The organism is Synergistota bacterium (assembly GCA_025060595.1).
In the GTDB taxonomy this organism is placed as follows: domain Bacteria; phylum Synergistota; class GBS-1; order GBS-1; family GBS-1; genus 42-11.
In genome coordinates, this window is the sequence record JANXBX010000010.1 from 56883 (window position 1) to 67527 (window position 10645).

At 38.8% G+C, this 10645-nt stretch carries 10 protein-coding genes; 6 read left to right on the forward strand and 4 right to left on the reverse strand.

All coding sequences use genetic code 11. From position 1 onward, the window contains the following. Positions 1–4 precede the first annotated feature (4 nt). Together gcvPA and gcvPB are read left to right on the forward strand one after the other, a co-directional pair. The gene (gene gcvPA / locus NZ900_07525; protein ID MCS7233933.1) at positions 5–1351 is read left to right on the forward strand and encodes an aminomethyl-transferring glycine dehydrogenase subunit GcvPA; all 1347 of its coding nucleotides are present in this window, start codon (positions 5–7) and stop codon (positions 1349–1351) included. Then, positions 1344–2804 (forward strand): aminomethyl-transferring glycine dehydrogenase subunit GcvPB, encoded by a 1461-nt coding sequence (gcvPB, locus tag NZ900_07530; GenBank protein MCS7233934.1) that lies wholly within the window; start codon positions 1344–1346, stop codon positions 2802–2804. Before gcvPA ends, gcvPB begins: the two co-directional genes overlap by 8 nt. A 12-nt stretch (positions 2805–2816) precedes the next feature. Here gcvPB and buk read toward each other — a convergent pair whose 3' ends face one another. Genes buk through tgt form a run of 4 tightly spaced genes read right to left on the reverse strand, consistent with a single transcriptional unit; the run spans position 2817 to position 6461 of the window. Continuing rightward, positions 2817–3878: a butyrate kinase gene (buk, locus tag NZ900_07535; GenBank protein ID MCS7233935.1), complete on the reverse strand. Its 1062-nt coding sequence runs from the start codon at positions 3876–3878 to the stop codon at positions 2817–2819. Between the two features lie 17 nt (positions 3879–3895). Then, positions 3896–4792 (reverse strand): phosphate butyryltransferase, encoded by an 897-nt coding sequence (locus NZ900_07540; GenBank protein MCS7233936.1) that lies wholly within the window; start codon positions 4790–4792, stop codon positions 3896–3898. Continuing rightward, entirely contained in the window at positions 4793–5341 is a 549-nt protein-coding gene (locus NZ900_07545) for a hypothetical protein (GenBank protein MCS7233937.1), read from the reverse strand. Further along, a complete protein-coding gene (tgt, locus tag NZ900_07550; protein MCS7233938.1) occupies positions 5331–6461 on the reverse strand; it encodes a tRNA guanosine(34) transglycosylase Tgt in 1131 nt (376 codons plus the stop codon). The genes NZ900_07545 and tgt overlap by 11 nt, the downstream gene beginning before the upstream one ends. A gap of 122 nt (positions 6462–6583) precedes the next feature. Between tgt and NZ900_07555 the strand changes: the two genes are divergently transcribed. From NZ900_07555 to NZ900_07570, 4 genes are all read left to right on the forward strand, one after another. Beyond that, complete coding sequence (locus NZ900_07555; protein ID MCS7233939.1) at positions 6584–6796, forward strand: hypothetical protein; 213 nt, start codon at positions 6584–6586, stop codon at positions 6794–6796. Then, on the forward strand, positions 6796–8250 hold the full coding sequence (locus NZ900_07560; protein MCS7233940.1) for a sodium:solute symporter family protein: 1455 nt from the start codon (positions 6796–6798) through the stop codon (positions 8248–8250). Before NZ900_07555 ends, NZ900_07560 begins: the two co-directional genes overlap by 1 nt. 88 nt (positions 8251–8338) lie before the next feature. Continuing rightward, on the forward strand, positions 8339–9754 hold the full coding sequence (locus tag NZ900_07565) for an FAD-binding oxidoreductase (protein MCS7233941.1): 1416 nt from the start codon (positions 8339–8341) through the stop codon (positions 9752–9754). A 20-nt stretch (positions 9755–9774) separates the two neighbouring features. After that, positions 9775–10645, forward strand: an 871-nt coding sequence (locus tag NZ900_07570; protein MCS7233942.1) for a tRNA uridine-5-carboxymethylaminomethyl(34) synthesis enzyme MnmG, incomplete at its 3' end; no start/stop codon positions are given.

Consider the following 10645-nt stretch of genomic DNA (forward strand, 5'->3'; position numbering starts at 1 on the left):
AATCATGCCCTTTATTCCTCACACTCAAGAAGATGAAAGAGAGATTTTAGATTCTCTTGGAATAAAAAATAAAGAAGAGCTTTTCTCCCATATCCCCCAAGAAATTAGACTCAATAGACCGCTCCATCTTCCTCAGCCTCTTTCAGAAGTCGAAATAGAAAAAGAGATCCAAAAAATCGCTTCTGTAAATAAAGGAGTAAATGGCTACATTTCCTTTTTAGGAGGTGGAAGCTATAATCACTGGATTCCCTCTACAGTAGAATCTATACTATCAAGGGGAGAGATATTTTCTCCCTATACTCCTTACCAACCAGAAGCAAGTCAAGGAACACTTACAATACTTTTTGAATTCCAAACTATGATGTGCGAATTGTTCGAAATGGAAGTGTCAAATGCCTCCGTTTACGATGGAGCATCAGCTCTTGCAGAAGCATGCCTCATGGCTCTAAGAATTACAAAAAAGGAGGAGGTCATATTATCATCTGCAATACACCCTGAGTATAGAACAGTTGTAAAAACGTATCTCCAGAGCGCAGGGTTTAGGGTAAAAGAAACACCCTTTAAAAAGAATGGGAAAACAGACCTTGAGACCTTAGAAAGAAATATATCTAATGACACAGCGGCTTTTGCTATACAAAATCCTAACTTCTTCGGAGTTATAGAAGACCTCGAAGGATTAAAGAAACTGCGAGAAAGTAAAGATATCTTACTTATAAGTTGCATAGTTGAACCTATTTCCCTTGGAGTTCTTAAACCTCCTGGAAGTTACAAATCAGATATAGCTGTTGGAGAGGGAAAATCTTTTGGGATACCTTTAAATTTTGGAGGGCCATACCTTGGAATATTCACAAGCAAAATGGAATACGTTAGAAATATGCCAGGAAGAATCGTGGGAGAAACAATAGATATAGAAGGTAAGAGAGGTTTTGTTCTAACCCTTTCAACAAGAGAACAACACATAAGAAGAGCTAAGGCTACATCAAACATATGTACTAATCACAACATGTGTGCAATAGCAGCCACTATATATCTTGCATCAGTTGGCAAAAATGGCTTTAAAAAGATATCAGAAATTAACTTGAAAAAAGCCCATTTCTTAGCAAGGGAACTTCGAAAAAGAGGCTTTGAACTTCTCTTTGACTCTCCATTTTACAACGAATTTGCAATTAAGCTGAGAAGCCCAGAAAGAGCCTTAAATACTGGCCTTGAGAGAGGGTTTATAGCCGGTCTTCCACTTAAGAGATTTTACCCAGAACTTGAAGAAGGCCTTCTTATAAATGTCACAGAAGTTCATGATGTCCTTAGTCTAGAAAAATTTGCAGATTTCCTGGAGGAGGTCAAAGATGCCTGAGAAGTTAATTTTTGAACTGGGTAGAAGGGACAGGGAAGGGGTATCGGTTCCTCAGGATGAACTTAAAACTTTAAATATAGAAGAACTGCTACCTAAAGACTTTTTAAGGGATAAACAGCCATGTTTACCCGAAGTAAGCGAAATAGAAGTGGTCAGGCACTATACAAGACTATCTCAATTGAATTTTTGTGTTGATACCCATTTCTATCCTCTTGGCTCATGTACAATGAAATACAATCCAAGGATAGGAGAAAAACTCTCTTCTTTAAGTGAATTTACGAACTTGCACCCCTATGAACCTGAAGAACTCGTTCAAGGAGCTCTAAAAATTATGTTCGAACTTGGAAAATACTTATGTGAAATTGGAGGGTTTGACGCCATAACATTACAACCCTCAGCAGGAGCACATGGAGAACTTACCGGCTTACTCCTTATAAGAGCATATCATGAATATAAGGGTAAAAAAAGAAGCAAAGTTATAATACCAGATTCAGCACATGGTACCAATCCTGCTTCTTGCACCTTAGCCGGATATAAAGCAATAGAAATAAAATCTGGTAAAGATGGCTGCATAGATATAGATAGGTTACGGGAAGAACTCGATGAAGAGGTAGCTGCTGTAATGATAACTAATCCTAACACTCTTGGAATATTTGAAGAAAATATACTTAAAATTGCTGAGTTAACACACTCTGTAGGTGCACTTCTTTATGGAGACGGAGCTAATATGAACGCTTTAATGGGGATAAGCCGTCCAGGTGACATGGGATTTGACGTACTACACTTTAACTTACATAAAACCTTTAGTGCACCTCACGGTGGAGGAGGACCTGGTTCAGGACCAGTCGCTGTTAAAAGGGACCTAGAACCCTTTTTACCTGTACCGGTAATAGTTGAAAGAGATGGTAAGTACCATCTGGATTATAATAGACCCTTAAGCATAGGGAAGGTAAAAAGCTTCTATGGTAATTTTCCCGTAATGTTAAAGGCCTATATATATATAAGGATGATGGGAAGCGAGGGCTTGAAAAAGGCTTCTGAAAATGCTGTGTTAAATGCAAGATATATCATAAGCAAAGTTAAAAATGATTATGACCTACCTTATGATAAACCACCCATGCATGAAGGTGTTATATCAGGGAGGAAATTTAAAGAATATGGGATAAAAACATTAGATATAGCTAAACGTCTTCTTGATTATGGATTTCATCCACCAACAATATACTTCCCACTTATAGTCGAAGAAGCGCTAATGATTGAACCAACGGAAACTGAAACTAAAGAAACTTTAGATGCCTTTATAAACGCTATGCTTAATATAGCAAATGAGGCTAAAAACAACCCTGAGCTACTTAAAAACGCTCCCCATAAAACACCTGTAAGAAGACTGGACGAGGTTAAAGCAGCAAGAGATCTAAAATTAAGATGGGTTGAAAATAAGGGGGGTCTCTAAAGTAGAGCCCCCTTATTTATATATCTTGGCTGCTTCCTCCCCCTTTAAAACTCTTAAAGCTCCTAAAGCTAAAGCTATCATCTCATCCTCACCAGGGTAAACTAAAACCGGCGCTATAAACGAAACTCTTTCCTTTATCCAAGATGTTATTCTTTCACTATGAGCCATTCCTCCAGTCAGCACTATAGCATCTATGTCTTTACCTAAAACTGAGGCCATTTTACCTATCCATTTAGAAACTTGATAAGTCATAGCCTTGAGTACAAGTTCAGCAAACTGGTCCCCAGCATCTATCATCTTCTCTACATCTAATGCGCTATTAGTTCCAAAGTATGCCACTAAACCTCCATTCCCGACTATACGCTTCATAAGAAAATCTAGATCCACTCCCTTTTCAAAAAGATCAAGAACCTTAGTAGTAGGAATACTTGGACATCTCTCAGGAGTAAACGGACCATCGCCATTTAAAGCATTATTAACATCCACAACCTTTCCTTTTCTATGGGCTCCAACCGATATTCCACCACCTAGGTGAGCTACAACCAAGTTAACGCTGTTATAATCCTTACCTAGATCACATGCCACTCTTCTTGCTACCGCCTTTTGATTCAAAGCATGGAATATGCTTCTTCTGGTAATTTCTTTGAGCCCAGATATTCGAGCTATATCACTAAGCTCATCAACAACCACAGGATCTACTATATAAGCTGGACAGTTAGCCTCCTTAGCTATCTCATAAGCTAAGATCGCTCCTAAGTTTGATGCATGCTCCCCATACCTGGCGTTCTTTAAATCATCCAAAATCGCTTCATTAACCAAAAACGTCCCACCTGGTATAGGTTTAAGCAACCCTCCTCTACCTACAACGGCTGAAAGCTCAGCAAGAGATAACTCTTTACTCTTAAGAAAATTTAAAATTATGTTTTTTCTAAACTGGTACTGATCTATTATTCTAGCATACTTACTTAACTCATCTTTAGGATGTCTCAAAGTCTCTGAGAAAAGCTCCTTATCCCTATCGAAAATGGCCACTTTCGTAGAGGTAGAACCTGGGTTTATAACCAGGATAAGCATGGCCTTTTTGAAACTAACTACATAGCACAAACAGCGGCTAAAGCTATAGAAAGAAGTTTGGCTTCAGCACTATCAGCTCTTGATGTTAGAACAATGGGAACCTTAGCTCCCATAACGACACTCGCTGTCTTTGCCCCAGCTATAAAAATCAAAGCTTTATAAAGAACGTTCCCAGCATCTATATCAGGGAGAACCAATATATCCGCTTTTCCTGCAACTTGACTCTCTATCTTCTTATGCTTAGCCGCTTCCTCTGAAACCGCATTGTCAAGAGCAAATGGTCCATCTATTATACATCCCTTAATTTGACCACGCTGGTTCATTTTAGAAAGAATAGCCGCATCAATGGTAGCCGGAATTTTAGGATTCACTACTTCAACAGCACTAACTATAGCAACCTTGGGATTATCGTAACCCAACTTGTGCATTACATCTACAGCGTTGTTTATAAGATCTACCTTCTGCTCCAACTCGGGAGCAATAGTTATACCAGCATCTGTAATAGCAAAAACACGAGGATAAGTCGAAAGCTCAAAAAGAGAAACCATAGAAAGAACTCTACCAGTTCTCAAACCTCTTTCCTTATCAAGAACAGCTCTCGCAAGGTCAGCAGTTTGAATATAACCTTTCATTAAAAAGTCGCACTTTCCTTCCCTTACGAGATCGACAGCTTTATATGCAGCATCCACAGGTCTAGGGATATCGTAAATCTCGTAGTTGCTCAAATCAATTTTCAACTCCTCAGCTATTTTTTCAATGGTAGGCTTAGAACCTACCAAGACACCGCTAACGATCTCTCGCTTTCGAGCATCCTCAACAGCCTCAAGAACATGAGCATCCTCCGCAGCAGCGACAGCAAGTCGCATTCTTTTACCGCGCGCTATGTCTAACAATTCTAATAAGCTTTTTAGCAACTAAACCACCTCCAAGTAAACTATGTTTTTGTTAAGAGGTTCTAACCTCTTTATTAGCATATGTTTGAGCGGCTCTTCCTCTAAAAGCTTACCAACTAGTACGATATCCTTAAAATTGCCGCAAAAAACCGTAGTCATAGCCCATATTTCCTTGGCCATCTGGTAAGCCATAGCTTCAACTATAAATGGATCTTTTTTAATGGCCTCCCTTATGCTATCAGTAGAGAGATAAGAAAAAAGCCCTCCCTCTGTAAGTATCCTCTTTCTCCATGTATAAGGATCAGAAATGGCAAGTTTAGCAAAATCAGCCGTGGGGAGTTCTCCACAGGTTCGCAAAGAAAAAGCTCCTGATTCTGTTGAAGAAACAAAATCCACTATCTCTCCGTTATCTATAGCCACTACAGCAAATGGATCATCAACCAAAGCTATAATATATCTACCCGGCTCTAGCTTACTATAGACTAAAGCAAAGAGCGGTAGAAAAGAATCCTCTATTTCTCTCTCTACTTCAGGAATGCCAGATATCCTAGCCACCCCTTTAAGCTTCATACTCTTCCCCTCCCTCAAACTTTTCTATAAAGGCTTTCTTAAACTCTGGGAAATACCCTCCTTTAATAGCTTCACGAGTTTCTCTCATTAAATTAATCAAAAGATATATATTATGGTAAGAAGCTAACCTTGCAGCAAGTATCTCCCCTGCTTTATAAAGATGCCGCAGATAAGCACGAGTATAGTTTCTGCAAACATAACAATCACATTCTGGATCAGGAGGAGAAAAATCCTCTTTCCAAGACTCACTTCTTATGTGCTCTTTACCCCTATGAGTGAATATCGTTCCCGTTCTACCATTCCTAGTAGGCAATACACAATCGAACATATCTACCCCTTTCTCCACAGATTCAAGTAAGCTTGAAGGATAACCAACTCCCATAAGATACCTTGGTTTATCCTCAGGTAGAAGTGGTAAAACCACATCAAGCATATCATACATTACTACCTTAGGCTCCCCAACACTTAAACCACCTATAGCATAACCATCGAAGCCCATTTCAATGGTCCTAAGAGTGCTTTCTCTTCTTAAGTCTGGATACACGCCCCCCTGAATTATACCAAATAAAAACTGATCTTCTCGCTTTTTAGCGTTCTTACACCTTATAGCCCATTTTAAGGTCCTTTCCATAGCTTCTTTAGCATAAGAGTAAGAAACTGGATAAGGCACACATTCATCAAAACAAACTATAAAATCAGCACCTAAAGCTTCCTCTATCTCGATAACCTTCTCTGGAGTAAGAAAGTGATAAGAACCATCCAAGTGAGACCTAAATTTAACACCTTCATCATTTACCTCTCTTAGGTCAGTTAAGCTAAATACTTGAAATCCCCCTGAATCAGTCAATATAGGATGAGGCCAATTCATAAAAGAATGAAGTCCTCCCGCTTTTCTAATAAGCTCATGACCCGGTCTAAGATAAAGATGATAAGTATTAGAGAGAATAATACTAACCCCTATCTCTTCGAGTTCTCTTCTTTCCATAGCTTTAACTGTTGCCTGCGTTCCGACAGGCATGAATACAGGAGTTTCTACTTCACCATGTGGCGTATTTAGAATACCAACCCTCGCCTTAGTATAAGGACACTTATAAACTATTTTAAAAGAAAAGAAAGACAACCTTTCTCCCCCGCCGCTTATTATACTGCATGAACTAATTTGACTCAAGATTGTGGTTGATTTTTTTACCATATATGATATAAAATAATTTAAGTATTAAAAATCTTAAAGGAGGGATGCCCATGGGAAAAGGTGCTGCGGTATTTTGGGGATGTATAGTTCCATGGTTAGCCTACGTAGTGATCTCTCCCTTCTTCAACTTTTTTGATCCAAAAACGAAAAGCCCTCTGATCTTAGGAATGCCTCCCCTTATGTTCTGGGACATACTATGGATTATCCTAACACCATTTTGCCTCCTTATTGCCTATAGCATTGAGAAAAAGGGGTGGTCCTAATGTCTCAAGCAGCAATTGCTTTAACGATAATCTTCGGGTGGATCATATTAACATTAGTAGTCGGGGTTTTAGCAGGAGTTAAAAAGAAGTTTACCCTTGACGGATATCTAGTATCTGGAAGATCCCTTAGCTTTATCTTTCTTTACATGCTTCTTGCTGGCGAAATTTATAGCGCTTACGCTTTTCTAGGAACAGCCGGCTGGGCTTATTCTTTCGGCATGCCTATAATGTACGCTCTAGGATATGGAATTTTGGCTTATGCTTTCGGCTATTTCTTTGCAGAGTATGTTTGGAAAGCTGGAAAGGCTTTCGGGTTTGTTACACAAGCGGATTTCTTTAAAAAGAGATACAATAGTACCTTTTTAGGAGTATTAGTAGCATTAATAGGCATAGTATTCAATGTACCTTATATTCAGCTTCAGCTCCAGGGTCTTGGTTATATATTAAATGCAGCATCTTTGGGACAAATATCTATCAACACTGGAATAGTTCTAGGCATGTTAATAATGCTTGCTTATGTATACACAAGTGGATTAAGAGGAATAGCCTGGACTAACTTCTTACAGTCACTAATGATGTTCATAGTAGCATGGGCAGTGGTATTCGCGATACCTTTTATTAAGTTTGGTAGCCTTGAAAATCTCATGAAAACTCTGGCAGAGGTTAAACCTGGACATCTTGTTTTATCTGGCAAAATGGGAATACCTTGGTACATCTCAACCTTGATCTTATGTGGACTTGGCTTCTTTATGTATCCTCAAATGTGGCCATCTCTATACAGCTCAAAAGATATAAGAGCTCTGAAAAGAACCTATGTTGCCCTTCCGTTTTACTCACTATTTATGGTACCAGTAATATTAACAGGTTTAGCAGTAGCAGCATTAAACATGAAAATATCTCCTGCAGATGCTGCAGTTCTTGAGGGAGTTAAACTAGTATATCCAGAGTGGGTTTTAGGAGTAGTTGGAGCAGCTGGCTTTGCAGCAGCCTCATCAACGGCAAGCGCAATAATACTTACCTTAGCTGGTCTACTATCTAAGAACCTTTATGCTCTCGTGAAGAAAGATGCCTCCGATAAGGAATTAGTCCTAGTAAGTAGAATAAGCGTCTTAATATTTGGTCTTTCGGCAATGTTTTTAGCTCTTTACGCTTCTGGAAGATTAGTCGCCCTACTACTTTTGGCCTATGCTGGGATTACACAGATGTTCCCAGGTGCCTTCCTAGGTTTATTCTTTAAGAGATTTAATAAAACAGCTATCGGAGCAGGAATGATAGCTGGACTCATTACTATAACTTATCTAAGATTCTTCGGTCCCGGAGACTACTTAGGTATTCATTTTGGTCTATGGGGATTAGCTGTGAATATGATAGTGGTTCTAATAGTAGCAGCTTTAAGCAAAGAGGATGAAAATCTTAAACCTTTCATGGACGGTATAAAATCTATAAAGCTTTGAAACAAAGCGACTAAGCACTTAAAATAAGCTCCTGGGGTGATGATATAATAGGCCCCAGGAGCTTTTATTTTAAGGGAGGATATAAAATGTGAATTACAGGAAGGTCGATACTAACATTCTGGAAAAGCTTAAAAAAATATGTGGTGAAAAAGACGTTATATATGAGGACAAAGAAAAACTTGAAAGCTACGCCTGTGATGAATCAGGGAAACTCTTCTGTAAGATTCCAGAAGTAGTTGTAAAACCAGAAAATACAGAAGAAGTTTCCCAGGTAATGGCACTTGCAAATGAATACCTTATTCCGGTAACTCCTCGAGGAGCGGGAAGCGGACTAGCAGGGGCTTCAATTCCAATATGCGGAGGTATAGTTCTATCTATGGAGAAAATGAACAAGATCATCGAGATAGACAGGATAAATAGGGTTGCCGTAGTCGAACCTGGAGTTATAACTAATGATCTATGTAAAAAGGTGGAAGAAGAAGGATTATACTATGCAGGATATCCTATGAGTGTCGGATTAAGCACTATTGGTGGAAACGTAGCAACCAATGCTGGTGGAAGCAAAGTAATAAGATATGGTAATACGAGAAAACACGTCCTTGGAGCTGAGGTAGTACTTCCTACAGGAGAAATACTAATGCTTGGGGGGAAAAGAAGAAAGGAAACATGGGGATACGATCTCCTCGATTTACTCATAGGCTCTGAAGGAACCTTATGTATATTTACAAAGCTCATCTTAAATCTAATACCCCTTCCTAAAAAAACTGTTGACCTTCTGACCCCATTTAAAAGCATTGAAGATGTTATAGAAGCAATTAAAGAAATATTTTTAGAAGCTAAAAACATACCAACAGCAATAGAATTTATAGACAAACGCTCAATAGATATAGCTAGTAGATATCTTAACCTATCATTACCATTACAAGATAAAGCTCAAGCTTTCCTTATAATACAAATTGAAGGAAGTTCTAATAAAGAGCTTGAGGATGCTTATGAAAAGGTTGGAAAAGCCTGTCTTAAAAATGGAGCGCTAGATGTTTTCGTTGCAGACAATAGAGCAAATTCTGAAAAGATATGGAGAATAAGAAAGGAGATAACAGAATCTTTAAAAAACAAAGATCCCTATGTTTCCTTAAGTGGAGATATGGTTGTCCCCGTTTCGGAGATACCAAAGATGCTAAGAAAAATCAAAGAAATCGAGAAAAAATATGGGATAGAAACGGCTACTATAGGACATATAGGGGATGGTAACCTCCATCCTGCATTATTTAAACCTTTTAATATCTCTCCAGAAGAGTGGATTACGCTTTCAGAAAAGATAATAGAAGAGCTAATAGAGGAAGCAGTCAAACTTGGAGGAGCAGGAAGTGGAGAACATGGTGTTGGTTTCCTAAAGAAAAAAGCATTCTTAAAAACGAAAACTCCTAAGGAAATAGAATTAATGAGAGGGATAAAAAAGCTCTTTGATCCAAACATGATACTTAACCCTGAAAAGGTAATATAATATATATGGGGTGACTAAGCGTGCTAGAATATCCTAAAAAGTATGATGTAATAGTCATAGGGGGAGGACATGCCGGTTGCGAAGCTGCATTAGCAACCGCAAGAATGGGTTTCCAGACATTACTATTAACTCTCTACTTGGATAGTATAGCTTTAATGGCCTGTAATCCATCCGTAGGTGGACCAGGAAAGGGACATTTAGTGAGAGAGATAGATGCTTTGGGAGGAGAGATGGGCAGAAACATAGATGAAACTATGATCCACATAAGGATATTGAATGAAAGCAAGGGCCCTGCAGTCCAAGCTTACAGAGCCCAAGCTGATAAGAGAGAATACCACTTAAGAATGAAACGTATCCTTGAAAACCAGAGAAACTTAGATGTAAAACAAGGAATGGTAGAGGAAATAATCGTTGAAAGGGGAAAAGTCGTCGGAGTAGGGGTAAGAGAAGGATGGGTATTTAAAGGAAAGTGTGTTATAGTTGCAACAGGGGTATATCTAAGAGGCTTAGTCCATATAGGTTTAACTCATTTTGAAAGCGGTCCCCTTGGAGAATCAGCTGCATGGAAGCTTTCTGAATCTCTAAAAAGGTTAGGATTAAAGCTTGGGAGACTCAAAACTGGAACGTGCGCAAGGATAGATGGGAAAACCATCGATTTTTCAAGCTTAATTCCCCAACCATCAGCAGAAGAACCTTTATCCTTTTCATTCAGGTCTGAGAAGAGAATCTGCAGAGGCTATTTCTGTTGGATGACAAGAACTAATGAAAAAACACATGAGATAATAAGAAATTCTCTTGACAGATCCCCTTTGTTTACGGGTGTTATAGAAGGAAGAGGACCAAGATATTGTCCATCTATAGAGGATAAAGTAGTAAGATTTCCAGATAGAA

Excerpts from the sequence above, each read along its gene's own strand:
- NZ900_07545 (MCS7233937.1), bottom strand. The coding sequence starts at position 5,341 with ATGAAGCTTAAAGGGGTGGCTAGGATATCTGGCATTCCTGAAGTAGAG.
- buk (MCS7233935.1), bottom strand. The coding sequence starts at position 3,878 with ATGCTTATCCTGGTTATAAACCCAGGTTCTACCTCTACGAAAGTGGCC.
- NZ900_07555 (MCS7233939.1), top strand. The coding sequence starts at position 6,584 with ATGGGAAAAGGTGCTGCGGTATTTTGGGGATGTATAGTTCCATGGTTA.
- NZ900_07560 (MCS7233940.1), top strand. The coding sequence starts at position 6,796 with ATGTCTCAAGCAGCAATTGCTTTAACGATAATCTTCGGGTGGATCATA.
- gcvPB (MCS7233934.1), top strand. The coding sequence starts at position 1,344 with ATGCCTGAGAAGTTAATTTTTGAACTGGGTAGAAGGGACAGGGAAGGG.
- gcvPA (MCS7233933.1), top strand. The coding sequence starts at position 5 with ATGCCCTTTATTCCTCACACTCAAGAAGATGAAAGAGAGATTTTAGAT.